The organism is Marinobacter gudaonensis (assembly GCF_900115175.1).
In the GTDB taxonomy this organism is placed as follows: domain Bacteria; phylum Pseudomonadota; class Gammaproteobacteria; order Pseudomonadales; family Oleiphilaceae; genus Marinobacter; species Marinobacter gudaonensis.
Window position 1 is genome coordinate 413,100 of sequence record NZ_FOYV01000001.1, and the last position, 24,991, is coordinate 438,090.

The window sequence follows — 24,991 nt, forward strand, 5'->3', positions numbered from 1 at the left end:
AGGCCCGCTAACGGGTTTCTACCACTTCGAAGGTCAGGCCGGCTTTGCTGGTCAGTCGCTCCAGCAGCTTGCCGTCCAGCAGTGAGGCCGGCGTCCAGAAGCCTCCGGGTTGATCAGCCGGGATATCGAAGGCCAGGCACATGCCCGCCTCGCCTAGCATTTTCCCGGTGGAACCATACCCGGGATCCTGGTCTCCCGTTACCCTCGTAATCAGCGTTTTGCCGTCCTCGGTGCGACCGACAAACCGCAGATCGTAGAAGCCCGCTTTCTGCGCCTCTGGACTGGGCCCCTCACCCGGCTTCGGCACAAACTTCTCCACCAGCCAGCGGGTCGGTTTGATCGCGGAGGCGGTAAAGAACGCGGCCAGACCGCCAGTAATGGCGTAGGCGGCAAGCCGGCCCTTCGTGCCACGGCCGGTCATCATGGCCTCGTCGTAGGTAAATTCCTTGCCGTATCGGGCGTTCTGAAGGGCGTTGGAACGGTGCACCACGCGGGTGTTGATCGCCCCCATCACGAAGGGTGCCAGCCAGGCGTTGAACGTCTTGTCGTACTCGGCGCCTTTCAGGCTTGGCTGCCGGGTTTTGGATCGGTGTTCCGGGGGGCAGATGGAAAACGGGTTGGCCAGCTCTTTTCTCAGCTTCGGATCGGCAGCGGCTTCCTTTGCCACGTTGATCATCGAGGCAACCGTGCCGCCGGAGAACTCGCCCTTGGCAGTTTTCACGCGCATGCGCACATCCCGACAGGGCTTGCCGAAGGTCTGCTCGGCCTGGTTCTGCAGAAACCAGACGCCCATATCCGACGGAATGGAATCGAAACCACAGCAGTGGACGATCCTGGCCCCTGAGGCTTTCGCTTCTGCCTCATAACGTTCGACCATCCGACGAATCCATTGTACCTCGCCGGTGAGATCACAGTAATCGGTGCCGCTGCGAACGCAGGCCTGTACCAAAGGCTCGCCGTACAGTGCATAGGGCCCCACTGTGGAGATAATTACCCGGGTCTGGTCGCACATGGACTGCAGGGCAGCCTCGTCGGATGCGTCGGCGAGGATGACGGGTATGGCTGTCGCCTGCGGGCCAAGCTCGGTCTTCAGGGCCTTCAGTTTGCTTTCCGAACGCCCTGCGATGGCCCACTTTACCTGGCCATCCACACCGTAGGTCTCGAGCAGATATCGGGTGAGAATCTGGCCAACAAAACTGGTGGCACCGAAAACCACCAGGTCGTAGGCCGTGTCTGTGGATTTGGTCATTGCTCTTCCTTAATCAACCGTTTGAATTAACGACTCAGCGGGGCACGGCGACCGCGCGAGCGCCCATCAGGCGCATGAATACGGCAACGCCAAGGCCCCAGAAACCATTCAGAATCAGCCCTCCTACCCAGGTCTGGGCGGAGACATCCAGTCCCTTCATGGGGAACACCAACAGCATGGCGACCACCGTGGGACCTACCGCCCCCACAATGACATGGCCGAGCCAGAAGGTCACCCCGGCCAGGCGCCCCAAAAGCAGCCAAAGCACCATGCCCCAGAGACCGCCAAAGAAGGCGAGCGATACCACCTGGGGCACACCAAAAGGCGGAACCGGCGAAAGGTTGAACGGAGCCGCCGGCACAGCACCCGCTAACCAGAACAGGGCAAACAGGCCCTGGTGAAACACCAGAGTTGCGAGAAAACCGCTTGCAAACGCCTTCAACCAAACCATGATTCCATCCTCTAATGGTGTGAATACTTCGCTTTAACTCTTTGATTCTGCGTGCAACACTGCCCGACTGCAAACGATGTTAGCGGTTTTGAGCGGTTGTTCCACTTTCCTGTCATAACCGGAAAGGCCGTCGATAGGGCCAATCGTTTGTCATGATTCCTGGGGCACACTGCCTGCACGTGCATTAACCGAATTCCGGAGGTTTGCCTTGACCACCTTTCTTCTGGTGATCAGCCTGCTACTCGTCCTGTTCAGCGCCTTTCTCTGCTGGCAGGTGATTGAGCAGCGCAAGATGATTGCCCGCATGATGGAAAACGACGATATTCCAGGCGGAGAACAGGAACCCGAGCTGGTGCTTACGCTTCGGGTACTGGATCCGATTGCCCTGGCAAAACGGGAATCCCGCTCCGCCAGGATCCTGGCCGATAAGCTCCCGGTAATGGTGCGCAAGATGGTGTACCAGGAAGTCATGAAAGAGCTGGAGTCGGAGTTGGCCGAGCGTGAGATCGACGTGGAAATGCACATCGAGTATCGGTGAATGACCATGGAAACCTTTCTTCTTGCCACGATCGCATTGTTAGAGCTGCTCGCACTGGCGATGCTTTGCCAGGTCTTTCGCCTGCTCCTTATCGGGCGGCGCGAAGCCAGGATTCTCAATTCACATCGGGTGGCCGCCAACAGCGCCATACAGAAAAGCCGCATGGACCTACTGGAAGTCCGTAACCGGGCGCGCTTGCTGGAAGACTCGGTAACCGGGGGTGCCACTGCCGTGGAAAAGCTGCACAAGGCGATTTCCAACACCACTTTTGGGCTTATCGACCTGTTTTCCAGCGACGAAGACTTCCGGAGCAGTGCCCGCAAGGCGAGGCTCAGTCACGATGAGACCAGCCAGAAAATCTACCGGACGGTACGCACCACCAACCGGGCACTGCACATTCTGGCAGACACCCTGATCATCGGGCAGGCCGAAAAACGCCTGGTTGCACGCAAGCGCCGGCCCGGCGCCTCCTAGACGCGATCGAGCTGCCTCTCGAATTCACGAATCACGACGTCTACGGTCACCGTCAGGGTACTGAGGGTTGCAGCCCGCTCGAGCCCCTCGGCGCTGCCCCGGTACAGGTGTGGCGTCATGGCAAGGAGATCGGCGATCGGGTACTGACCGCCAAGCACTGCGGTGGACCGGAGCGTGCTGGACGCGCGTTCCTCGAACCCCTCCGGCGCTCCGGAATCTCGTTCCCGAGGCGGCTTCAGCTCCGGATAGATGATTTCACGCAGCTCTTTGAGATGATCAGCGCCTGCATCCACCTGAAGAATACGGCCACCAGGCTTCAGCACACGAGCAAATTCGCCGTACGACGGAAACCCGAAAAGACACAGGATCAGGTCCAGCGAGGCCGGCAGCACCGGCAGGTTGGCATTGCTCCCGACCACCCAGCAACACGCCTTTTCGCGCTTGGCTGCGGAGAGTACAGCCCACTTGGAAATATCCACTCCGATCATGCTGAGAGGCAGCTCCCCGGCCGCAGCGTTGAGGTGACGGAGGTAATAGCCTTCTCCACATCCGGCATCCAGTACCGCTGGAACGGTGTTACCGGAGGTGATCATTGGGTTCAGGGCCGCCATCGCCCTCTGACTGACGGCTTCGGCAATCCCGGCATAGTATCCCGCCTCGAGGAAGCGCCTGCGGGCCGCCACCATGGGCTTGCTGTCTCCAGGATCCAGTGAGCGTTTCTTCTGAACTGGCAGCAGATGCACATAGCCCTGCCGGGCAATATCGAAACTGTGGCCGTGCTCGCAACGCCAGGCCCCGTCAGAGCGCATGAGGGGGGAATGGTCTAGGGGACAGGCAAGTGCATCGAAAGGAATGCTGGTCATTGTGGGTTTGTCTTGTCCGGAATGGTGTTTTCTATGATCGCAGGTAATGCAGGCTGGCCCAACAAAAAAGGCACCCGAAGGTGCCTTTTTCTAAAGCTGAGAGAAGGTTACAGAACCTTCTTCAACTCTTCCTCAAGTTGCGGTACCGCTTCGAACAGGTCCGCTACCAGGCCGTAGTCCGCTACCTGGAAGATCGGTGCCTCTTCGTCCTTGTTGATCGCAACGATCACCTTGGAGTCAGACATACCGGCCAGGTGCTGGATGGCACCGGAAATACCCACGGCAACGTACAGCTGCGGAGCAACAATCTTACCGGTCTGGCCAACCTGCATGTCGTTCGGTACGAAACCGGCATCAACAGCGGCACGGGATGCACCAACAGCGGCACCCAGCAGATCAGCAACTTGCTCCAGCATCTTGAAGTTGTCACCGTTCTGCATGCCGCGGCCACCGGAGATAACGATGCCGGCAGAGGCCAGATCCGGACGATCCGACTCGGCCTTCTCTTCGCTCACGAAGGAAGACAGGCCCGCGTCCTTGACCACGTCCAGCTGCTCAACGGCGGCAGAACCACCTTCGGCGGCTACCGGATCGAATGCAGTCGGACGAACGGTGATGACCTTGACGCTGTCGCTGGATTTCACGGTGGCGATGGCGTTACCGGCATAGATTGGACGAACGAAGGTGTCGTCGGACTCAACGCGGATAATGTCGGATACCTGGGCAACGTCCAGCAGCGCGGCGACGCGAGGCATGAAGTCCTTGCCAGTGGTACCGGCAGCGGCCAGCACGTGGCTGTAGCCCTTGCCCACTTCGGCAACCAGCTCGCCCAGGTTCTCGGCCAGGAAATGGCCGTAGGCCGCGTTATCGGCAACCAGTACCTTGTTCACGCCTTCGGCCTTGGCCGCGGCTTCTGCGACCGCACCGCAGTTCTCGCCGGCAACCAGTACGTCGATGTCACCGCCGATGGCCTTGGCAGCCGCTACAACATTCAGGGTAGCCTGCTTCAGGCTGCTGTTGTCATGTTCAGCAATTACAAGGATGCTCATTTAGATCACCTTCGCTTCGTTCTTCAGTTTATCGACCAGCTCGGCTACATCAGCCACTTTCACACCTGCCTGACGGGAAGCGGGCGCTTCGACCTTCAGGGTGGAAAGGCGCGGAGCAATGTCGACACCCAGATCGGCCGGGCTCATGCCGTCCAGCGGCTTTTTCTTGGCCTTCATGATGTTCGGCAGAGAGGCGTAGCGCGGCTCGTTCAGACGCAGGTCAGTGGTCACAACCGCTGGCAGGTTCAGGGAAACGGTCATCAGACCACCGTCTACCTCGCGGGTTACGTTTACCTTGTCGCCCTCAACAACCACTTCGGAAGCGAAGGTGCCCTGAGCCATACCGGTCAGCGCGGCCAGCATCTGGCCAGTCTGGTTGTTGTCGGAATCGATGGACTGTTTGCCGAGAATCACGAGCTTCGGCTCTTCCTTCTCAACAACCGCCTTCAGCAGCTTGGCCGCTTCGAGAGACTGAACCTCCTCGTCGGTTTCAACGTGGATACCACGGTCCGCACCCAGCGCCAGAGCGGTACGGATCTGCTCCTGGGCGGCCTTGGGACCAATGGACACCACCACGATTTCGGTAGCAACACCCTTTTCCTTCAGGCGAACCGCCTCTTCCACGGCGATTTCGCAGAACGGGTTCATTGCCATCTTGACGTTGGCGAGATCAACACCGGTGTTGTCCGGCTTGACGCGCACCTTCACGTTGTAGTCGATAACTCGTTTTACAGCGACCAGAACCTTCATAGATTCCTCGTTCTTCTACGATGGGTTTATGACTTGCAGTCCTCGCGCAGAGCCTGCCTGAAATCAGTGCGCCACAATGGTGGAAGCAACGCTCGGCAGAATCAATGGCCTCAAACGACGCGCCAGAACTGAGTTTTCAGCCAATTCACCGGCCTTGACCGGGAACCGTAATGAGACGATACTAGATTTCGACTCAAAATACACCATGTTTCAGTGTGCTCCTAGAGTGCCAAAGGTCGGGGCGAATTTCAAACAAACGTTTGTTTGATTTCTCAAATGCGGTATCCTTTCAGATAGTCAGGCAGGCCAAATCGGCCTGTGGCAGTCGTCTACAGGCCCTTTAGCCGGTATTATGGCGACCCGAAAAACTCGCCTGCGGGCATACAATATTCATCAAAGATGTTTGAGGAGACCAACGTGGAACGCGAATCGATGGAATTTGATGTTCTTATCGTCGGCGGCGGCCCGGCGGGCCTGTCGGCAGCGTGCCGTGTCATGCAGTTGGCACAGGAAGCTGGCGAGGAACTCACCGTATGCGTGGTAGAAAAAGGTTCTGAAATCGGCGCGCACATCCTCGCCGGTACCGTGTTCGAGCCCACTGCCCTCAACGAACTGTTCCCGGACTGGAAAGAAAAAGGCGCACCGCTGAACACCCCGGTTACCCGCGACGACATTTTCCTGCTGAAGAACCAGGAAAGCGCCACCAAGATCCCCAATGCCTTTGTGCCCAAGAACATGCACAACCATGGCAACTACATCATCAGCCTGGGCAACCTGTGCCGCTGGCTGGCCGAGCAGGCCGAGCAGCTGGGCGTTGAAGTGTACCCGGGCTTTGCGGCCGCGGAGACCATTGTTGAGGATGGCCAGGTAAAAGGCATCATCACCGGCGACATGGGCGTGGCCCGCGATGGTTCCGAAAAAGACGGCTACATGCCGGGCATGGAGCTTCGCGCCAAGTACACTCTGTTCACCGAGGGCTGCCGTGGTCACCTGGGCAAGCGCCTGATCAACGACTTCAAGCTGGATGAAGGCAAGGATCCCCAGCACTACGGCATTGGTATCAAGGAACTGTGGGACATTGATCCGGCCAAACACGAGCCCGGCCTGGTAATCCACACCACCGGCTGGCCACTGAACGAAACCGGCTCCACCGGTGGTTCGTTCCTGTACCATCTGGAGAATGGCCAGGTCTACGTGGGCCTGATTACCGATCTGTCGTACAGCAACCCGCACCTGAGTCCGTTTGAAGAATTCCAGCGCCTGAAGCTGCACCCGGAAATCAAGAAGCACCTGGAAGGCGGCAAGCGCGTCTCCTACGGCGCCCGTGCCATCGCCAAAGGTGGCTACAACGCCCTGCCGAAGATGAGTTTCCCGGGTGGCCTGCTGCTGGGCTGTGACGCCGGCACTCTGAACAGCTCCAAGATCAAGGGTTCCCACACGGCCATGAAATCCGGCTTGCTGGGCGCCGAGGCCGTGTTCGAAGCACTCAAGGAAGGCAAGAGTGGTGAGGAAATCACCAGCTTCCAGAAGCGTTTCGAAGACAGCTGGCTGTACAAGGAGCTTTACGCGGAGCGTAACTTCGGCCCGGCCATGCACAAGTTCGGCAACGTGGTTGGTGGTGCTATCGCCTTCTTCGAGCAGAACATCCTGCGCGGCAGCCTGCCGATCACCTTCCACGACACCACGCCGGATTACGCCACCCTGAAGCCGGCGTCCGAGTGCAAGAAGGTGAACTATCCGAAGCCGGACAACACCCTGACCTTCGACCGCCTGTCCTCGGTGTTTATCTCCAACACCAACCACGAGGAAGACCAGCCGGTTCACCTGAAGCTGACCGATCCGGAACTTCCGATCCGTGACAACCTGCCCAAGTACGACGAGCCCGCGCAGCGCTACTGCCCGGCCGGCGTCTACGAGGTAGTTGAAAAGGACGACGGCAGTGGCAAGCGGTTCCAGATCAACGCCCAGAACTGCGTGCACTGCAAGACCTGCGACATCAAGGATCCAGCCCAGAATATCACCTGGGTCACCCCGGAAGGGGGCGGCGGCCCGAACTATCCGAACATGTAAGTTCGGCTTCCGGTAATACAAACGGCCCCTTGCGGGCCGTTTTTTGTTGGTTCCGGATAAGGCGAAGCCGTAATCCGACATAACTATTTCAGGACACAAAAAAACGGCTCCCTGAGGAGCCGCCTTTCGTTGCGCGTCGGAACAGCTTAGTGAGCGTGACCGTGCTCTTGCTCTTCGTCGGTCGCGTCCCGGGTCTCAACCACTTCCACGTCGAAGTGCAGGGTCTGACCGGCCAGCGGGTGGTTGGCATCGATGGTGACGGTGTCATCGCCTACTTCAACCACGCGAACAACCTGGGGGCCGCCCGGAGTCTGTGCCTGGAACTGCATGCCCGGCTCGATGGTATCGACACCTTCAAATGCAGAACGAGGAACAGGCTGAATCAGCTCTTCGTTTACTTCGCCGTAGCCTTCAGCAGGTTCTACAGACACCTTTACCTGGTCGCCTGCGTTCTTTTCGTTCAACGCACTTTCCAGTCCGCCGATGATGTTCTGTGCACCTTCCAGGTATGACAGAGGCTCGCGACCTTCTACACGGGAGGAATCAAGCTGCTCTCCCTGATCGTTAGTGAGCGTGTAATGGATGGTGACAACACGAGGTTGGGCCATGTGATCTCCTTGCGTGTCTCGCAATGACTGTTTAATTGATTTAGGCAATCGAAAGTGATCGTGAACAGCCAGACTGCACAGAGGGACTAACGACCACCGGGCCTCGTTAGAGAGCCAGGCTCATAACAAGTATGAAAACACAGTTTAACAATGGTCAGAGTGCGTTTTCTACCGTAATTCTGGGGACGCGGCGGGGCTTTTCAACCACCCTGCCCGATTTTGTAGAAAATTCCGTGGCTCCAGACGCCAAAGACCGATTGGCCGTCCTCAACCCGCTCGATCGCGCGTTCGGCCAGATCGTAATAGGCAGCGGTCACCAGCCGGGCCTCAACGCCGTGACGCACAGCCACCACTGGCCTGGGCTCGTCTGAGTTCTCATAGGTGCCAATCGCGAGCGGATGGTCCGGCCCAATCTCCAGGGTTTCCCCGACACTGGTGGTCAGCGAAAGCACCTGCAGCTCACCTTCTCCGGATGCTTCCAGCGAATGCGCCAGCAACGGTGTATCTTCTACCTGGATGCGCCATTTCTCGACCGGGGTCACCAGGTAGTAATCGCCATCGGCTTCCCGTCGCAGGATGGTTGAGAACAGACGGACGATGGCCTCGCGAGCCATGGGCTCGCCTTTGAAGATCCACTGCCCGTCTCGGCTGACTCGCAGATCCATATCGCCCGAAAGCTCGGGATTCCACTGTTCAAGGGGAGGATGTCCCGGATTCTTCACGGTTGTCTCCACCTGTTTTGCCAGTTTATCCGGATTTGTTGTCATAACATTGGCTCCAGTCACGGCAGAAACTGTGCTTTCAGATCGGCGCATCCAGGGCCGACCACGGGCATTTCAAGCGCGACGGCCTGGGCGGTCATGAAGGGAATTCCACGCCGATGGGCATCCACCAAAAGGGTCGCCAGACCGCCCACCAGGGGCATATGGGAGACCACCATCAGCGGGGATTCGTGCTGCTCGATCAGGGCATCCAGGCAGGCCCCGGGGTCATCATCCGGGGTGATGAACAACTTTTCTTCGACGGGACAATTGAGTATCTCAGACACAATAGCCGCCGTCTGCCGGGCCCGGACGTAGGGGCTGCTCCAGATCAGCTTCGGTCGCCACGGCGATTCGGCAATCTGGGCCGCGACCTCTGCCACTGCGAGCCGGCCGTGTTCGGTCAGCTCCCGCTCCTGGTCCAGGGTGTGCCAGCCGGCTTCGCCATGACGCATGATAAGCAGTTGCAAGGGCAGTTTTCCTCTGCTGGCCGCCTACTGTGTGATGGTCCGAGGCAGAATGAATTCAACGTCGGAGTTCTGGACCGACATCATCAGGCTGTTGATGACCGCTTTGATCGACGCGTGATCGTAGAGAATCTCGTAAAGACCACGGACCAGGGGCATGTAGATACCGATGGCTTCGGCTTTTTCTTTGACCAGCTTGAGCGTGTAGATGCCTTCGGCCACCTGACCCAGCTCTGCCACGGCGTCATCCAGTTTCTGGCCCTGGCCAACCGCGTAACCCACCCGGTAGTTCCGGCTCTTTGGCGACGTACAGGTTACGATCAGATCGCCCACACCAGCCAGACCCATAAAGGTCATCGGATTGGCACCGAGGCTCACCGCAAAGCGGCTCATCTCTGCCAGTCCCCGCGTAATCAGCATGGCCTTGGCATTTTCACCCATCTCAAGAGCGGATGCGAGGCCGGCGACGATGGCGTAAATGTTCTTGAGTGCTCCGGCGAGCTCTACCCCGTACACGTCCACGTTCGCATACACCCGGAAATACTCGCAGCCCAGCAACTCCTGGACGGTTCTGCGCACATCCGGGTCCTTGGCGGCGATGACCGTGGCGGTCAGGTCCCTGTCGACGATTTCGCTGGCCAGGTTGGGGCCGCTTAGCACGCCTATCCGACAACGGGGGATCTCCTCCTGGAGAATCTCGCTCATCAGTTTGAAGCCGTGTTCCTCGATACCCTTGGTAAGACTGACTACGATTTGCTCGTCGCGGAATTTGTCGCAGTTTTCGCGGATAACGGCCCGAAAAGCCTTGCTCGGAATGGCAATAAAGACGAGCTCCGCCTTGCTGACTGCGTCACCAAGATCGGTGGTCGCGAGAATGTCGCCTTTCAGCTCCACATTGGGCATGTACCGGCTGTTGGTACGCTGGCTGCGGATTTCCTCAACCTGCGCTTCATCGCGCATCCAGAAATGCACCCGGTGGCCGTTCTCGCCAAGCACTTTTGCCATGGCGGTGCCAAAGCTCCCGCCACCAAGCACCGCAACGTCGTGCGTTGGCCCGGATACCCCATCGCGACGGGGCGTCGTTTGTTCAGACATAATGCTTCCGTTGTTGTCAGATCAGGTGTGACACCGGTATTGAGGCCCGGGGCCTTCGGATCAACCGGGCTCTTCACATTCCAGAGCGCGCACCAGATTCTTGAATTCTTCCCTGTTACGGCTGTTCAGGCCCATCAGTACCTTGTGGGCATCGAGTACCTTGTCGCGAACCTGTTGTTCACTGGCCTTGAGCACGGGTATTTCTTCAAGTTCTTCAATACGGGACGCAGGCTCTCGGACAATGATGAAAATCTTGTCGAAACCCATGGACGTGATAATGCGGGTAATGTCGGGATTGGTTGAAATCAGAGTGGGCAGGAAGTGGCTCTGTTTCTGGGCCGCCATGGCAATCTTGGCCAACAGACCGAGGGTTGTGCTGTCGATAATCTCGGTTTCCGTGAGATCCACCACCACCGTTTTGAACTCCGGGTCCTGGGTGATTGACTCAACCAGATTGTCCAGCGTCGAACACAGGTTCAGCCGAATTTCCCCAATAAACTTGAGGACATAAATGCCCTGTTTCTCTGCCTGCAGGATCTTGTAACCAGCCATGTTCCACACTGCCACTATTTCGACGAAGTGTTCTCTGATCCATTCATGGTATCAGTAACCGACACAATAGCGATATCGTCAGGCAGCTCTGTGATCTCGTCGAGATTCAGAGCGTCGTTGAGCGATGCGATAGTGTGACGACCTCCCGAGACGAGTTCAAGTAGTGTCCCCTCCTTTTCATCAAGAGTTTTCTGCCGGATAACCTCGAGGATTCCATCGGAAAACAGGGTCAGGTGAAACGGTTTGTTCAAAGGCCGTTCATAAACCTCCCACTCGGGAGACTCGAAAAGGCCCACGGGCAGGCCACTGCCTTCCAGAAACTCGGTTTCTCCACCCTCAAACGACAGAATGGGCATCGGGAAATGCGCGCCCACCGCGTAGTGCAGCTTTCGCTCACTCAGTGAAATAATGCCGACGAAAACCGTTACGTGTTTGCCAAGGCCGGTATCCAGGAGCTCGGAGTTAATGCGCTCGAGGAATCGGTCAGGGTAAAGAATATCGTCGCTGGAACCACGACGCAGGTTCCGCTGGAGGCGATTGGTAAGGTTCTTCAGCAACACGGTAACGAATGCGGAACTGGCGCCATGACCTGAGACATCGGCGATATACACCAGTACCTTATCGTCAGTCACGCGGAAGTAATCCAGGAAATCACCGCTCAGAAACAACGAGGGCTTGATCAAGTGGTCCACCTGAAGCCCGCTCATGACCTGTTCATGCTCCGGCAGCATCCGCAGTTGCACTTTGCGCCCGGCCCTCTGGTCTGCCCGGAGCTCGGCAATACCCTCCCGGAGGTCCCGGTTGGCTTCCTCGAGCTCCTGGCGATAAAGCTGATTCAGACGATTTACCCTCACGCGGTCAAACAGTTTGCCTATGACATCATCAAGGGCGCCCTTGTCGTCGTTGCAGGGTTTCAGAACGAAATCCGCCGCACCGGCCCGCAGGGCATTGACCACGTCGACACTCGACTGGCTCGAGGAACAGGCGACAATGGGAGTGAAGGTTTCCGCTTCTTCCAACCGGCTCGCAAGGTCGCGGATGGCGGCCGGTGGCAGGTCTGCAAAGATCACATCCGGAATGTTATCGTCGAACAGTGCCCGGGCCGCTGCCAGGTCGGTATAACCGGTCACGTAAAAGCCCCGGGCCTCGAGGTATCGGGCAAGATCGGTGCGGGCCCGTTCATCGGCATCAATGATTAGTATGCGCTCGGTGCGCGAGGTCATGGCGACTGCCCTAAACTACCAGTGTGAAACAGGAAATTGCCTCGGATAAGCCTATTCTGGCACGCCCCTGTGATATAACAAGGCCAAGTTCATGAATTCGGGAGATTCCAGCAGATGAGACGTGCGGTCAACGACCTTCTCGGAGCCTATGACAAGCTGATCATGGATCCGGTTCATGGCGGGATTCCGCTGTACCGGCACGAAATCCAGGTGATCGACCATCCGCTGTTCCAGAGGCTGCGCAACATCTGCCAGAACGATATCCTCAGCCTGGTCTTCCCGGGCGCCACCCACTCCCGTTTCCTGCACAGCATTGGCGTCATGCACGTGGGCACGCGGATGTTCCGGTCGATGATTGATGCCTACCTGAGAGAGCGCCAGCTCAGTGAACAGACCGACCTGAGTCTGAGCCAGCTTGATGCCATCGATTACCTGGCAAAAACGATCCGCCTGGGGTGCCTGCTGCACGACAGCGGCCACTCCAGCTTCTCCCACCAGTTCACTCAGGCCCGCCGAATCCGCGAACTGATGTCGCGGCCAGGCCGGTTCCGGGATCTCTGGCGAGGCGTGGATTTCTCGGATTACCACCCCGAGGAACCGGAGGAGCTGGAGCACGAGCACTATTCCGTGAGAGTGGCCCACGAGGTGCTGGCGGCGGTGGATCTCGAAAGCGCGGGGCTCCACGCCCGGGATGTCATCGGCATCATGGAAACCACGGGGGTTGCGCCCAGCGAGACCTTCTGTCGTCACGCCCGCACGTTCTGGGCCTTCATCGCAGGCGAGGATGCGGCGGTGGGCTCACCCCTGAGCGACGACATTCCCGGGCTGGTGATGAACCTGCTTTCCTCGATTGTGTCCGGGGAAATCGACGCGGATCGCGCGGACTACATGCTTCGGGATGGGTTCCACTCGTCGGTGACCATTGGCGGCTTTAACCTGGACCACCTGCTCAGCAACCTGCGCTTCGGCTGGGATGTATCCGAGCCCTGGCTGGGTCTTGCCATCACCCAGAAGGGCCTGGGCGCGCTGGAAGACTTTGTGTACAGCCGCCACCAGATGTACCGGAAGGTCTACGCCCACAAGACCGCACTGGGCTTCGACTGGCTCCTGCGGGAGGCGATCAATGAGGTGCTGGACGATCCTGAAAACTTTGACTGGGTGGACACCTGCCTGAGCGACATGACCTACTTTGCCGAGCTAACCGACAACTTTTTCTGGGAAGCCTTTCGGAAAGTGGCCCGCAAGCATCCCCAGAGTTACTCCTTTTGCATCGTAAACCGGGTAAAACTGAACCACCTCGACACCCGTGAAGACCTGTCTGAGAGCGGCATCCGACATCACAGCACCTGGCTAGCCGGCGAACTCGGTATCAGTCCCGCCCGCGTGGTTACCTGTTCCATGCGGGCGCGATTCTCGAATATCCAGGACAACTTCAATGGTATCAAGGTACTCGTTCGCGAACCCATCCACCGGGCGCGCTCCCTGAAAAAAATTACCGAAGTCAGCGCCTTTTTCAGCAAGTTTCGAGACGGCACCATTACTCACTTTTACACCCGGCCGGATGTCACCACTGGCAACCAGGGGGCGCTTACAGAGTAGCTGACTCCGCGTGCATTTCCCCGACCAGGCCGCAGGCACTGTCAAACGCACCTTCTACCCGGCCCCCACTGAGCCAGTCTCCGGCCAGACCAATACCGTGTTGCGGGTACCAGAGGTGGCCAGGCTGTTCGCCGCCCTCGGAGCGGGCGTAAAGCCAGCGGTGGGCCACCACATCATCAGGGCCTGTCTGAAAACCGGTAACCTCCCGAAAAGCGGTAACCAGCAGTTCGGCCACTTCCGGCGCCGACGTGTCGACATGCTTTTGAGTCCACGCAGCGCCGGCGTGTAAAACCCACCACAGGCCGGTGTCCTGTCGGCCTGGCTTACTGGAATTGTTGGCAACCCAGTACAGAGCGGGATGCTGACAACGCATGCCGTCGTGGTGGGGCCAGGGATTGACCGGGAAGTGAGCCGCTACGGCCCAACAGGGCAGCACCTTGCCAACAGGTTCGTCCAGCTCAGTGGCAACCTCGGGAAGTCCACTGCTGGCGAGAAGTTCCCGGGCCTGGGCCGGCGGTGCGGTAATGATCACCTGATCGAACTGTCCCACCGGCACGTCGTCCGTATCGTAAAGGCGCCATATTCTGTCTGTTCGCGCCAATCTGGCTATCCGGGTTTCCGTCACCACATCAAGGTTGGCCGACAGCGCCCGAGTGATGGCGGTCATTCTTGGGGTGCCCACAAACCGTGTTTCTTCCGGGAAAGACTCCCACTCGCCCGAGGGCGCCTGGTAGGCCAACCGACCCTGCCAGGGCGCGAAGGTGCCCTTGCCTGCGTACTTTTCCAGGAATGGCAGGAAATCGGGGTTGCGGGCCGTGAAGTACTGAGCACCGATGTCGACCGATGCCGTACCTACCCTTTTGGCCGCCAGCCTTCCACCCGGACCACGGCTTTTTTCGAAGACGGTAACGGCGTGTCCTAGCCCCTTCAACTGAAGGCCTGCAGTGAGGCCCGATATGCCTGAACCGACAATCGCTATACGACGTACAGAGGGAATATCAACGGACTGATTAAACATGAGTTATCGTGCATCCAATTCAAGTGGTGACATCGTACAACTTGACAGCAATCGCAACCGGTTGTCAGCCGGTTCAGCAATCAAGGTTTTAGAACAGAGGAAGGCAATCAGGGTATGACCCGAGTGCAACACTGGCTTACAAACATTCTGAGGTGGTTCGATTCCGAGGCGGGTTCGGATCACATCGACACCAACTCCAGAACCTTCAATTTCCTGAGAGTAATTCCATTCATCGCACTGCATCTTGCCTGTCTGCTGGCCTTCTACACGGGTGTCAGTGCGTTCGCCATTGGGTTTGCGATCGCATTTTTTGTTGTTCGCATGTTTGCCATCACGGGCTTCTACCACCGGTATTTTGCCCACAAAACCTTCAAGACGAGTCGCCCGGCACAATTCGCATTTGCTGTCCTCGGCGCGAGTGCGGCTCAGAGGGGGCCCCTTTGGTGGGCCGCACACCACAGGCATCATCATCAGCACTCAGATCAGGAGCAGGATCTGCATTCTCCTCATCATGGCGGTTTTTGGTGGTCGCATATGGGTTGGTTCACCTGCGACGCCGGCTTTGCAATGGATGAACGGCGTGTTCGCGACTGGCTGAAGTTCCCCGAACTGAAACTGATCAACCGGTTTGATTCGCTGGTACCCGCGCTGGCAGCGGTGAGCATCTATGCCCTGGGTGAAGCCCTGGCAGCCTGGGCGCCCGGTCTCGGCACCAACGGACTACAGTTACTGGTGTGGGGGTTCTTTATCTCCACGGTAGCGCTGTTTCACGCCACTGTCTCGATTAACTCGCTGTCTCATGTGTGGGGAAAGCGCCGCTTTGACACGGCTGATGACAGCCGCAACAACTTCTGGCTGGCCCTGATTACTCTGGGAGAAGGCTGGCACAACAACCACCATCGCTGGCCGCAATCCGTACGGCAGGGTTTCCGCTGGTATGAAATCGACATTACCTGGTATGGCCTCTGGCTGATGTCGAAACTTGGCATTATCTGGGAGCTGAACCCAATCCCGCAGCACATTCAGGAAGAGACACGTGAACTGGACAGGATGAGGAGGAACAGATCATGACAACCGCCTCAAAAATTGAAGTTGGGACGCGCAATTCAGCCGTTCCCGCAACGCTGGAGGATTTCCGGGCCCTGTTCAACAAATTGGACAAGGGTAACCTCGACAAACTTGCCGACCTTTACAGCGAAGACATTCGTTTCCAGGATCCTCTGGGCACTGTAAATGGCCTGGACGAACTGACCCGATATTTCGCCGGCGCCTACGCGAACGTCGTGGATTGCCGTTTCGAATTCGGAGAGGCCGTGGTTCAGGGCGAGTGTGCCGCCTTACCCTGGGTGATGCACCTCCGGCATAAACGCATTCGCAAGGGCCGGGAAGTTCAGGTGCAGGGCATCAGTCATCTCAGGATCCGCGACGGCCGTGTCTATTACCACCGGGACTATTTCGACGCGGGTGAGATGCTCTACGAGAACCTGCCCGTCATCGGCGGGGTCATTCGTTGGATAAAGGACCAGGCAGGATGAGTGATCGACTTCAGGATACCTCGAACATCTGGATCACCGGCGCCAGCTCTGGCATCGGTGAGGCAGTGACCCGGGCCCTCGCTCGAGGCGGCCATCGGCTGGTGATCACCGGCCGACGCAAAGGCGCTCTGGAAGAGCTGGCGTCGGTTGCACCTGAACAGATTCGGTGTGCTGCCGGTGACACGACCAGTAAGGAAGACTTGCAGGCGATTGCCGAAGAGCTCGAACACGACGGCGATCTGGATATGGCCATCCTGAACGCCGGCACCTGCGAATATCTCGAGATCGCCGAATACAGCAGCGATGTAATCGAGAAAAACATTCATACCAACGTGATTGGCACCGCCCGTTGTCTGGATATAGCCCTGCCCGCGCTCCGACGAACCCGGGCGAAAGGCAAACCGGCCACGATCGTCATCGTGAGTTCCTCCGCCTGGTGGTTTCCCTTCGGGCGCGCCGAAGGCTACGGCGCCTCGAAGGCCGCGCTGTCGTATTTTGCACACGCGTTGAGAGCCGACCTGGCCGCCGAGGGCATAGATGTGGTGGTCGTTTCGCCCGGGTTTGTGAAAACGCCTCTCACCGACCGCAACGATTTTCCCATGCCGTTTCTGGTCTCTGCCGAAGATGCGGCCGAGCGGATCGTCAGCGGGCTGGCCAAAGGCCACAATGAAATCGCTTTTCCCAAGCGTTTTACCTGGATGCTGAGAATCCTCGGCGCCCTTCCCCGGCCCCTGATCGACCGAATGTCGGCGTCCATGGCCCGTAAAAGCAACAATGAGCAGGAATCGAATGGATGAGTAACGAACGTCAGCGGATTGCTGTCATCGGGGCCGGCGTTTCCGGTCTCACTGCGGCCTGGCTTTTGGCCGAGAAACACGATGTGCAGGTTTTCGAAGCCGCCGACTACGCCGGAGGACACACCAACACCGAGCAAGTGGAAGCAGGAGGTCGCACCTGGCCGGTGAACACCGGTTTTATTGTTTTCAACGACTGGACCTACCCGAACTTCATCAAGCTGATGGACCGCCTTGGTGTGGCCTCGGAAGTCAGTGACATGAGTTTCAGCGTGGATTGCAGCAACACCGGGCTGCAATACAACGGTACCAGCCTGAACACGCTGTTTGCCCAGCGCCGGAACCTGTTCAACCTGCCGTTCCTGAAAATGGTTCGTGAAATACTCCGGTTCAACAAGGAAACCCGTGCCGATCTCAACACCGGCGCTATCAGCAACGAAGAAACCCTTGGCGAGTACCTGAATCGGAACGGTTATTCGCGGTATTTCCGCAACTACTACATCGTGCCCATGGGGGCCGCGATCTGGTCGGCACCGGAAATTGTGCTGGAGCAGTTTCCCATCCGCTTCTTCCTGCAGTTTTTTAACAACCACGGCATGCTGTCCGTGGATGACAGGCCAACCTGGCGAGTGATTTCCGGAGGGTCGGCACAGTACGTCAGTAAAATGATGGATCGCCTGGGTGAGGCCACCCACCTGAACAGCCCGGTAGAGCGCGTTAGCCGCGACGAAACCGGGGTAACCGTTCTGGTGAAAGGTGAGAGCCACCGTTTCGACCAGGTGGTATTCGCCTGCCATAGTGATCAGGCCCTGGCCATGCTCGCCGAACCCACTGACTCGGAGCGGGACATTCTTGGTGCCATTGCCTACCAGAAAAACGATGTTGTACTGCACACAGACAGTCGTGTTCTGCCCGGCAACCGTCGAGCCTGGGCGGCCTGGAACTATTTCATTCCGAGCCACAGCACCGAGCCGGTTTCGGTGACCTATAACATGAATATCCTGCAGAATTTCCACGAGGCGCCCGAAACTTTCTGCGTGACCCTGAACCGGAGCCGGGACATTGATCCGTCCCGGATCATCAAACGCTTTGAGTATGCCCATCCGGTGTTCACCATGGACGCTGTTCGGGCCCAGGAACGCTATGACGAAATTGGCAACCAAAATCGCACCCACTTCTGCGGCGCTTACTGGTTTAATGGTTTCCACGAGGACGGTGTGCGCAGCGCACTGCGGGTAACCCGCGCGTTCGGGATGGAGCTCTGATCGTGAACAGCCAGTGGCTTGAGGGTACTGTCCGGCACAGACGGAAGTACCCGGTCCAACACGAATTCAGCTACAACACCGGCATGTTGGCCCTGGATACCGATGAGTGGCACAGCGTGACCCGGCTCAGCCCCCTGTTTTCCCTGGAACGCTTCAACTGGTTGTCGCTCAGGCGAAAGGACTACTTTCGACCGGACACCGGCCAGCTCTCAGAAGCGATTCGCGAACATGTCTCTGAAGCCACAGGCTGGCGACCGGACGGCGAAGTGGAACTGATCACCCATCCGCGCTATTTCGGCTATGTGTTCAATCCGGTGAGTTTCTATTTCTGCTATCAGAAGGGGGAACGGCCGGAATCCGGCGCGGTTCCGCGTGTCATCGTGGCGCAGATCACCAATACCCCCTGGCACGATCGCCACGCCTACTGCCTGGAAACCCGCGGTAACGAGGCTAATCAGGCCGGATGGCGAACCGAACGGTTCGGGTTCAGCAAGCGCTTCCACGTGTCGCCGTTTAACGGTATGGACCAGCAATACGAATGGACCTTCAGTTTCCGGGGACGTGAGCTGCGGATTCACATGAATGTATTCGAGGAGGGGCGAAAGCATTTCGATGCCACTCTGGTAGTCCAACGCACCCCTCTCACTCGTAAAGATGTGCATAAAAGTCTTCGAAAGTTTCCGCTGGAAGCGTTCAAGGTGGTCGCAGGAATTTATTGGCATGCCCTGAAGCTCAAGCTCAAGGGCGCGCCGTTCTACACGCACCCGGACAAACTTTCTGAAGACGACCCGGCCCTTCGCCGGGGGCATGACGACGCCGGGCTGGACGTTACCAACCCGGACCATAACGACGAGACTCCTGGCCAAATGCATGGCCAGACGCGTGGAAGGGTAAGTTCATGGAGAACCTGAATACCTCGGTTGAAAAGTCCTCATCGAGCACCGACAGCCTGCCGGTGCTGAGCCGGTTCGCCCGCACCCTGGTTATCCAGCAGCTGCAGTTGCTGGAGGATGGCCGGCTCACTGTGCGCGAGCCAGGCTTCGACGACCTGGTGTTTGGCGATGGCGATACCCGCTATCCGCCAGCGGAGCTTCACATCCACGACCACAGCACCTGGCGCGACCTGCTTACCGGAGGTAGTGTCGGCGCGGCAGAAGCGTTTGTCGCTGGCGACTGGTCAACCCCGGATCTGGTGGCCCTGCTCCGCTTCTTCAGTCGCAACGTCGACCGCATGAACCAGTTCGAGGACCGCTTCAGCTGGGTCACCAAGCCCGCACTGAAGGGCTTGCACTGGCTGAACCGCAACACCAAAGAGGGTTCCCGCAAGAACATCAGTGCCCACTACGATCTGGGCAATGAGCTGTTCGAGGCGTTTCTTGACCCGACCATGATGTATTCGTCGGCGATTTATCCGAACGCGGAATCAACCCTGGAAGAAGCGGCCGTTCATAAGCTCGACACCATCTGCCGCAAACTCGATCTCAAGCCAGGCGACAGGGTCATCGAGATCGGTACCGGCTGGGGCGGATTCGCCATCCACGCGGCCAAGCACTATGGCTGTCATGTGACCACCACCACCATCTCCCGGGAGCAGCTTGAGCTGGCCAAGGCACGCGTACGTGATGAAGGCCTGGAAGACAGCATCACCCTGCTTTTCGACGACTACCGCGACCTTGAGGGCCAGTTCGACAAGCTGGTTTCGATCGAGATGATCGAAGCCGTCGGCCCCCAGTTCCTGGACAGTTACTTTTCCCAGATCAATGCTCTGCTGAAACCCGATGGGCTCGCGCTGGTGCAGGCTATCAACATGCCGGAGCAGCGTTACCGCCGTGCGCTCAAGAACGTCGATTTCATCCAGCGGTTCATCTTCCCCGGCAGCTTTATTCCGTCGTTCGGGGCCATTCTCGAATCGGTGCGCAATGAGAGTAATCTCGTGTTGACCCACGCGGAGGATATCGGCTTCCATTACGCCCGCACGCTCAGGGACTGGTGCAACCGGTTCATGGCCCAGCGGGCGCACCTCGCTGAACTGGGTTACGACGAAACCTTCGAACGCCTCTGGCACTTTTATTTTGCCTACTGCGAGGCGGGCTTCAGTGAACGGGCTATTGGTGTATCCCAACTGGTGTTCGCCAAGCCCGGCAACAAACGTGACAACATTCTTAGCGTATGATTGCTTCAGAAACCGCTCGTAACGTTCTGAACTTTGTGCTGTTCCAGGCCGGGTGGTTCGCGTGCGTTCTGTACCCGAACCTGCTCGGTGCCGGCATCGTGCTGCTGTTCCTGGCACTGCACTTTGCTCTGGTCAGCCAGCACCGTTTCACGGAATTGCAGTTTATCGGCCTGGGTACCGTGGCCGGCTCAATACTGGATGGCATCTGGTTCCGTACCGGTATTCTGGACGATGGTACCGGCGGGGTCGCGCTCACGCCGCCCTGGCTGGTGGCAATCTGGGCAATCTTCATGACCACCCTGAGTCACTCGCTGGACTGGGTAAGCCGGAAAGTCTGGCTTCCGTTTGTCCTGGCGCCCATTGCCGGGCCCTTCGCTTACTGGTCGGCCAGCCAGTTGGGTGCCGTTGAACTGCCGTCGCTTACGCCCTCGCTGATTGCGCTGGCGCTGGGATGGCTGGTGGTATTTCCCCTGCTTCTGTACGCTCGTAGAACCCTCTATCCGGAGTTGGTCCGATGAACAGCCGCGCCACGCTGGCCGCACTTGGTCTCACAGGAATGGTTGTCTCCCTGCCCTCCCAGGCCGTGGAAATGCGCTTTACCGGCACTGCCAAAGCCGATGACGGCGCTGTGATCTATACAGAGCGCCACCGGGTGACCGGTCGCTGCGAGGGGGGCCAGTTCCGGCCGCTCGATCACGATGTTGCCTACCTCAGATCGGACTCGGACCACCCGTTCGCGACCAAGGACCTCAGCTATGATTCGTCGGTGATCCGGCCAACCGTGGATTTTGCCCAGCCCGACTTCAATGAGCGTCTCGAGATCCGCTACCCGCAGCCCCAGCAGTTGACCATTCGCTGGAATACGCCGGGGCCGGGCGACGACACGGAGAACTTTTCGGTACCGTTCACAGACCGGACTGTGGTGGATGCCGGCTTTGATAACTTTGTCCGCCAGAACTGGGAAGCCGTGCTGTCGGGCCAATCCATCGAGTTTCGCTTTCTCGGCCCCACCCGCGGCGAACACTACGCCTTCGTGCTTGAAGCCGTGGAGAACCGCGAGATCGAAGCAGAGCACGTTCTACAGATTCGCCCCACGGGAATGGTACTTCGCTTCCTGGTTGACCCGATCGTTCTGGGATACAACGAAAACGGGGCGCTGACGGACTACCTGGGCCTGACCAACATCCGCAAGAACCCGGACGAAAACTACTCGGCCCATATCCGCTATTCCGTGGAGACCTACCCGGATTGTGAACTGACCCCATGAATCCGTCGCCCGTGCCAAGGCCGTAACCCCGGGCCGTTGTGTTAAACTCCGCCGGAAGCCACAGCCGGAGAGTGTCTCACCATGATGTTCGTGTCGTTCAACGTCAACAGTATCCGAACCCGCCTGCACCAGCTCGAAGCCGTCATTGACACCTTCTCGCCGGATGTGATCGGGCTTCAGGAAACCAAGGTTCAGGACGAGGACTTTCCGGCAGAAGCCGTGCGCAAGCTTGGCTATCACGTGCACTTCCACGGACAGAAAACCCACTATGGCGTTGCCCTGCTCTCAAAATCCGAACCTGAGCATGTGCAGAAGGGCTATCCCTGGGACGGTGAGGACTCACAACGCCGCCTGATCACCGGACAGTTCACCGTTAATGGCGAGCGGCTCACGGTGGTGAACGGGTACTTTCCCCAGGGTGAGAGCCGGGATCACCCCGTGAAATTTCCCGCCAAAGAAAAGTTTTACGCCGACCTGATGCGCTACCTCGACGAACTGAACAAGGCCGGCGGCCACGTTGTGGTGATGGGCGACATGAATATCTCTCCCACAGACCGCGACATCGGCATCGGTGCCGATAACGCCAAACGCTGGTTGCGCTCCGGCAAATGCTCTTTCCTGCCCGAGGAACGGGAGTGGCTGGCCCAGGTTGAGGCGCTTGGCTATACCGATGTCTTCCGCCACCTGCATCCTGACGAGTCAGACACCTTCAGCTGGTTCGATTACCGCAGCAAGGGCTTCGAGCGGGACCCCAAGCGCGGCCTGCGCATTGATCTGATCATGGCCAGCGATGACCTGCTGCCGAAGGCCAGACAGGCCGGCGTTTCCTATGATATCCGGGCCATGGAGCGGCCGTCCGACCATTGTCCTGTCTGGGCGAGCTTCGAGCTCTGAACACTGCCCGGCGCGACATGAAAAAACTCAAAACCCGCGACCGTATCCTCCAGACCAGCCTGGCGCTGTTTAACAGCGTCGGCGAACCCAATGTCACCACGCTGCTGATTTCCGATGAGCTGGATATCAGCCCCGGCAACCTCTATTACCATTTCAAGAGCAAGGGCGATATCGTCGAGGAATTGTTCGACGAGTATGAACGGGAAATGATGGATCTTCTCGGGGTGCCTGAGGATGCCGATGTCACCCTGGACCAGCAGGGCTTTTTCCTGCACCTGCTGTTCGAAACGGTAGCGCGCTATCGATTTCTCTACCAGGATCTGGTCAATGTGCTCGCTCGCTATGACCAACTGCGGGTGCGCTTCAAGCGCATTCAGAAGAAAAAGGCATTGGCGTTCCGGATAATCTGTGACAGTTTCCGGCGCCAGGGGATGATGTCGATCGAGCCGGAGGAGCTGGACTCCCTGTGTGAACAGCTCACCCTGACCGCCTGTTACTGGAGTGCCTTCGATACCCTTTCCCACCTGGACGACCGGGAATCTGTCAATCCCGGCCGCGGCGTGTACCAGATGATGCATCTGGTTTTGCCTTACCTGGCGCCGGAACAACGGGAAGAGGCGCGTATGATGAGCCGGGATTATCTGTAAGGCGGACTACTCTTCCTCGTCGTCTGCCCGCTCCTTGAGCCTGCACAGTTCCGCCTCCAGGGCTTCGATACGACGCTCCAGGGATTCGATGTCTTCGCGACGATGAATGCCTAATCGTTTCAGCGCTCCGGAAACCCGTTCATCGAACATGTTTTCAAGGCGATCCCAGGTACCCGTCGCCCGCTCCCGTACACCTTCCACCCGGTCTTCCACGGACTTGATCTGTTTTTCGACCACGCCTCGCGTTTTGCTTTCCAGTTGTTCGCCTTCCTGGACAAGGCGATCAAAAAAGCGCCCGGTGTCCTCTTCCGCCTTGGTATAGGCTCCCAAGCCCGCAAGCCAGATCTGGCGGGCGGAATCCTTGATCTTTGCCGCCAGCTGCGGATCGTTTTCCGGTTTTTTGTCGCTTTCGTCAGACATACAACAACCTCGGGGTGGGAATGTTTCTGCGCCACTGGCCATTGTATTACAGCTCTCTGCGGATTTCAGTCGGCCTGAGAAGTGCGCAGCGAAAGGCCGCAGTATAAAGACGCATTCAATATGAAAAAATGTTTTCAAACGAATCCGGCTCTCGCTTGAAGTGTTCAAAATATAGTCAATACTTCCCTGTACCGACATCCCTGCTGATGTCGGTTTGTCTGGAAGTCTTTCATGGATACTACTCGCACGCCTCTGCCCGGCAATTTCGCCGGGCTTTTTTTTGGCGATATTGCCCCCAGATATATGCTTATTCCATAATTAACCGGAATCGCTTCTGGAGATTTGCCTATGATTGACATTGCCTGGAACAGTTTCACGCCCTGGTCCGCCCTCGGCGGCGGCATCCTGATTGGCCTGGCGGCCGCCAGTTTCATCCTGCTCAATGGCCGGATTGCCGGCATCAGCGGTATCCTCGGTGGTCTTCTCGCTCCCACAAAGGGCGATATCCTTTGGCGCCTCGCCTTCCTCGGCGGGCTTGTTGGCGCCCCACTGCTCTGGCTGGTCGTCGCCGAACTACCCCCGATCCGGATTGAGGCGGGCTACCCCGCTGTGATCATCGCCGGCTTGCTTGTTGGCGTGGGCACCCGCTATGGCTCCGGCTGCACCAGTGGCCATGGTGTCTGCGGGCTTTCAAGGTTATCTGTTCGATCACTGGCGGCCACTGCCAGCTTTATGGGTGCCGGTTTCGTCACCGTTTATGTGATCCGCCATCTGTTGGGAGTCTGAGGCCATGAGATACACACTTGCTTCACTGTTCGCCGGTCTGATTTTCGGAGCGGGCCTGCTCGTATCGGGCATGGCCAACCCTGAAAAAGTACTGGGCTTTCTCGATATCGCGGGCCAATGGGATCCTTCCCTTGCCCTGGTAATGGCTGGCGCCATTCTGGTGGGTATTTTTGCCTTTACCATCGCGCGCCAGCGCACGCTGTCGTTCCTCGGGTTCAGCATGAAGCTTCCCTCCAGCACCAAAGTCGACAAACGCCTGGTTGTTGGTGGACTGACCTTCGGAGTCGGCTGGGGAATCGCCGGATTCTGTCCGGGCCCCGGCCTGGTGGCACTGGGTGCCGGCGAAGCCAAAGCCGTTGTGTTTGTAGCGGCCATGGTAGCCGGCATGGCGCTGTTTGAAGTGATCGAGCGGCAGCGCGCGAAAGCCTGACCGATTTCTGATA

At 58.2% G+C, this 24,991-nt stretch carries 29 protein-coding genes; 16 read left to right on the forward strand and 13 right to left on the reverse strand.

What is annotated here, in order from left to right; genetic code table 11:
* Positions 1–7: 7 nt before the first annotated feature.
* Together BM344_RS01870 and BM344_RS01875 are read right to left on the reverse strand one after the other, a co-directional pair.
* The gene (locus BM344_RS01870; RefSeq protein ID WP_091985348.1) at positions 8–1,249 is read right to left on the reverse strand and encodes a saccharopine dehydrogenase family protein; all 1,242 of its coding nucleotides are present in this window, start codon (positions 1,247–1,249) and stop codon (positions 8–10) included.
* Positions 1,250–1,283: 34 nt separating this feature from the next.
* Positions 1,284–1,700 carry a hypothetical protein gene (locus BM344_RS01875; protein WP_091985349.1) on the reverse strand — a complete coding sequence of 139 codons (417 nt, stop codon included), beginning with the start codon at positions 1,698–1,700 and terminating at the stop codon, positions 1,284–1,286.
* Between the two features lie 208 nt (positions 1,701–1,908).
* Here BM344_RS01875 and BM344_RS01880 point away from each other — a divergent pair, with 208 nt between their 5' ends.
* A complete protein-coding gene (locus tag BM344_RS01880; protein ID WP_091985351.1) occupies positions 1,909–2,238 on the forward strand; it encodes a hypothetical protein in 330 nt (109 codons plus the stop codon).
* A 6-nt stretch (positions 2,239–2,244) separates the two neighbouring features.
* Positions 2,245–2,712, forward strand: coding sequence for a hypothetical protein (locus BM344_RS01885; protein ID WP_091990692.1), 468 nt, complete (start codon positions 2,245–2,247; stop codon positions 2,710–2,712).
* Here BM344_RS01885 and BM344_RS01890 read toward each other — a convergent pair.
* The 3 genes from BM344_RS01890 to BM344_RS01900 all read right to left on the reverse strand — a co-directional run bounded on the left by BM344_RS01890 (position 2,709) and on the right by BM344_RS01900 (position 5,374).
* Positions 2,709–3,575: a putative RNA methyltransferase gene (locus BM344_RS01890; RefSeq protein WP_091985353.1), complete on the reverse strand. Its 867-nt coding sequence runs from the start codon at positions 3,573–3,575 to the stop codon at positions 2,709–2,711. The genes BM344_RS01885 and BM344_RS01890 overlap by 4 nt on opposite strands.
* A gap of 107 nt (positions 3,576–3,682) precedes the next feature.
* On the reverse strand, positions 3,683–4,624 hold the full coding sequence (locus tag BM344_RS01895; protein ID WP_091985356.1) for an electron transfer flavoprotein subunit alpha/FixB family protein: 942 nt from the start codon (positions 4,622–4,624) through the stop codon (positions 3,683–3,685).
* Positions 4,625–5,374, reverse strand: coding sequence for an electron transfer flavoprotein subunit beta/FixA family protein (locus BM344_RS01900; RefSeq protein ID WP_091985359.1), 750 nt, complete (start codon positions 5,372–5,374; stop codon positions 4,625–4,627).
* A 417-nt stretch (positions 5,375–5,791) separates the two neighbouring features.
* Between BM344_RS01900 and BM344_RS01905 the strand changes: the two genes are divergently transcribed.
* Positions 5,792–7,444: an electron transfer flavoprotein-ubiquinone oxidoreductase gene (locus BM344_RS01905; RefSeq protein ID WP_091990695.1), complete on the forward strand. Its 1,653-nt coding sequence runs from the start codon at positions 5,792–5,794 to the stop codon at positions 7,442–7,444.
* 146 nt (positions 7,445–7,590) lie between these two features.
* Here BM344_RS01905 and BM344_RS01910 read toward each other — a convergent pair whose 3' ends face one another.
* From BM344_RS01910 to BM344_RS01935, 6 genes are all read right to left on the reverse strand, one after another.
* Complete coding sequence (locus BM344_RS01910; protein WP_091985361.1) at positions 7,591–8,052, reverse strand: FKBP-type peptidyl-prolyl cis-trans isomerase; 462 nt, start codon at positions 8,050–8,052, stop codon at positions 7,591–7,593.
* A 200-nt stretch (positions 8,053–8,252) separates the two neighbouring features.
* Positions 8,253–8,819: a DUF1285 domain-containing protein gene (locus BM344_RS01915; protein ID WP_091985364.1), complete on the reverse strand. Its 567-nt coding sequence runs from the start codon at positions 8,817–8,819 to the stop codon at positions 8,253–8,255.
* A gap of 14 nt (positions 8,820–8,833) precedes the next feature.
* Positions 8,834–9,283, reverse strand: coding sequence for a SixA phosphatase family protein (locus BM344_RS01920; protein ID WP_091985366.1), 450 nt, complete (start codon positions 9,281–9,283; stop codon positions 8,834–8,836).
* Between the two features lie 24 nt (positions 9,284–9,307).
* Entirely contained in the window at positions 9,308–10,375 is a 1,068-nt protein-coding gene (locus BM344_RS01925) for an NAD(P)H-dependent glycerol-3-phosphate dehydrogenase (protein ID WP_091985368.1), read from the reverse strand.
* Between the two features lie 60 nt (positions 10,376–10,435).
* Positions 10,436–10,927 (reverse strand): STAS domain-containing protein, encoded by a 492-nt coding sequence (locus BM344_RS01930; RefSeq protein ID WP_091990697.1) that lies wholly within the window; start codon positions 10,925–10,927, stop codon positions 10,436–10,438.
* A 14-nt stretch (positions 10,928–10,941) separates the two neighbouring features.
* Positions 10,942–12,150, reverse strand: coding sequence for a PP2C family protein-serine/threonine phosphatase (locus BM344_RS01935; RefSeq protein ID WP_091985370.1), 1,209 nt, complete (start codon positions 12,148–12,150; stop codon positions 10,942–10,944).
* Positions 12,151–12,264: 114 nt separating this feature from the next.
* Between BM344_RS01935 and BM344_RS01940 the strand changes: the two genes are divergently transcribed.
* Entirely contained in the window at positions 12,265–13,749 is a 1,485-nt protein-coding gene (locus BM344_RS01940; RefSeq protein ID WP_091985372.1) for an HD domain-containing protein, read from the forward strand.
* On the opposite strand, the gene BM344_RS01945 is transcribed toward BM344_RS01940, so the two are convergent.
* Positions 13,739–14,767: an NAD(P)/FAD-dependent oxidoreductase gene (locus BM344_RS01945; protein WP_091985374.1), complete on the reverse strand. Its 1,029-nt coding sequence runs from the start codon at positions 14,765–14,767 to the stop codon at positions 13,739–13,741. The two genes, BM344_RS01940 and BM344_RS01945, sit on opposite strands and share 11 nt — an antisense overlap.
* 114 nt (positions 14,768–14,881) lie before the next feature.
* Between BM344_RS01945 and BM344_RS01950 the strand changes: the two genes are divergently transcribed.
* The 10 genes from BM344_RS01950 (at position 14,882) to BM344_RS01995 (ending at position 23,342) form a co-directional block, all read left to right on the forward strand.
* Positions 14,882–15,838, forward strand: a complete 957-nt coding sequence (locus BM344_RS01950) for an acyl-CoA desaturase (protein WP_091985377.1) — start codon at positions 14,882–14,884, stop codon at positions 15,836–15,838.
* Entirely contained in the window at positions 15,835–16,302 is a 468-nt protein-coding gene (locus BM344_RS01955; protein ID WP_091985379.1) for a nuclear transport factor 2 family protein, read from the forward strand. The genes BM344_RS01950 and BM344_RS01955 overlap by 4 nt, the downstream gene beginning before the upstream one ends.
* Positions 16,299–17,099, forward strand: coding sequence for an SDR family NAD(P)-dependent oxidoreductase (locus tag BM344_RS01960; protein ID WP_091985381.1), 801 nt, complete (start codon positions 16,299–16,301; stop codon positions 17,097–17,099). Before BM344_RS01955 ends, BM344_RS01960 begins: the two co-directional genes overlap by 4 nt.
* Positions 17,096–18,361 (forward strand): NAD(P)/FAD-dependent oxidoreductase, encoded by a 1,266-nt coding sequence (locus BM344_RS01965; RefSeq protein WP_091985384.1) that lies wholly within the window; start codon positions 17,096–17,098, stop codon positions 18,359–18,361. The genes BM344_RS01960 and BM344_RS01965 overlap by 4 nt, the downstream gene beginning before the upstream one ends.
* A gap of 2 nt (positions 18,362–18,363) precedes the next feature.
* Entirely contained in the window at positions 18,364–19,272 is a 909-nt protein-coding gene (locus BM344_RS01970) for a DUF1365 domain-containing protein (RefSeq protein ID WP_091985387.1), read from the forward strand.
* Positions 19,260–20,534 (forward strand): SAM-dependent methyltransferase, encoded by a 1,275-nt coding sequence (locus BM344_RS01975; protein WP_091985390.1) that lies wholly within the window; start codon positions 19,260–19,262, stop codon positions 20,532–20,534. Before BM344_RS01970 ends, BM344_RS01975 begins: the two co-directional genes overlap by 13 nt.
* On the forward strand, positions 20,531–21,052 hold the full coding sequence (locus BM344_RS01980; protein WP_091985393.1) for a DUF2878 domain-containing protein: 522 nt from the start codon (positions 20,531–20,533) through the stop codon (positions 21,050–21,052). Before BM344_RS01975 ends, BM344_RS01980 begins: the two co-directional genes overlap by 4 nt.
* A complete protein-coding gene (locus BM344_RS01985) occupies positions 21,049–21,801 on the forward strand; it encodes a hypothetical protein (RefSeq protein ID WP_228143527.1) in 753 nt (250 codons plus the stop codon). The genes BM344_RS01980 and BM344_RS01985 overlap by 4 nt, the downstream gene beginning before the upstream one ends.
* Positions 21,802–21,882: 81 nt before the next feature.
* The gene (xthA, locus tag BM344_RS01990) at positions 21,883–22,695 is read left to right on the forward strand and encodes an exodeoxyribonuclease III (protein ID WP_091985396.1); all 813 of its coding nucleotides are present in this window, start codon (positions 21,883–21,885) and stop codon (positions 22,693–22,695) included.
* A 17-nt stretch (positions 22,696–22,712) separates the two neighbouring features.
* Entirely contained in the window at positions 22,713–23,342 is a 630-nt protein-coding gene (locus BM344_RS01995) for a TetR/AcrR family transcriptional regulator (RefSeq protein ID WP_091985400.1), read from the forward strand.
* Between the two features lie 6 nt (positions 23,343–23,348).
* Here BM344_RS01995 and BM344_RS02000 read toward each other — a convergent pair whose 3' ends face one another.
* Positions 23,349–23,762, reverse strand: a complete 414-nt coding sequence (locus BM344_RS02000; protein ID WP_091985401.1) for a phasin family protein — start codon at positions 23,760–23,762, stop codon at positions 23,349–23,351.
* 348 nt (positions 23,763–24,110) lie between these two features.
* Between BM344_RS02000 and BM344_RS02005 the strand changes: the two genes are divergently transcribed.
* Positions 24,111–24,548 (forward strand): YeeE/YedE family protein, encoded by a 438-nt coding sequence (locus BM344_RS02005; protein WP_091985404.1) that lies wholly within the window; start codon positions 24,111–24,113, stop codon positions 24,546–24,548.
* Positions 24,549–24,552: 4 nt separating this feature from the next.
* The gene (locus BM344_RS02010) at positions 24,553–24,978 is read left to right on the forward strand and encodes a DUF6691 family protein (RefSeq protein WP_091985406.1); all 426 of its coding nucleotides are present in this window, start codon (positions 24,553–24,555) and stop codon (positions 24,976–24,978) included.
* Positions 24,979–24,991: the final 13 nt, after the last annotated feature.